At 65.4% G+C, this 234-nt stretch carries 1 protein-coding gene; it reads left to right on the top strand.

Annotated features, from left to right (window positions below; translation table 11 throughout):
* Positions 1–98 precede the first annotated feature (98 nt).
* Positions 99–234, top strand: a 136-nt coding sequence (locus tag AC1RPX_RS08115; protein ID WP_481763389.1) for a phosphoglycerate mutase family protein, incomplete at its 3' end; no start/stop codon positions are given.

The raw sequence follows: 234 nt of genomic DNA, 5'->3' as shown, positions 1-234 counted from the left end.
CTTCCAACCAGCTTCGGAGAGGACGTGTTCCACCGCATTTTCGACCCGGAACCCACCTCGTCAGTCACCCAACCGGTCATTTAAGTAACGGAGTCCGCATGAAAGATGCACGCCAGCAGCACCTCTACCTGGCCCGGCACGGGCGAACGGTGTTGAACGCTGAGGGGCGGCTGCGCGGGTTGGCGAACCCGCCGCTGGACGAGGTCGGGCAGGCCGAAGCTGCCGCGCTCGGCC

Source organism: Dellaglioa sp. CoH-56-MRSF-14 (assembly GCF_056782115.1).
This window is presented reverse-complemented; position numbering and strand designations above follow the sequence as displayed.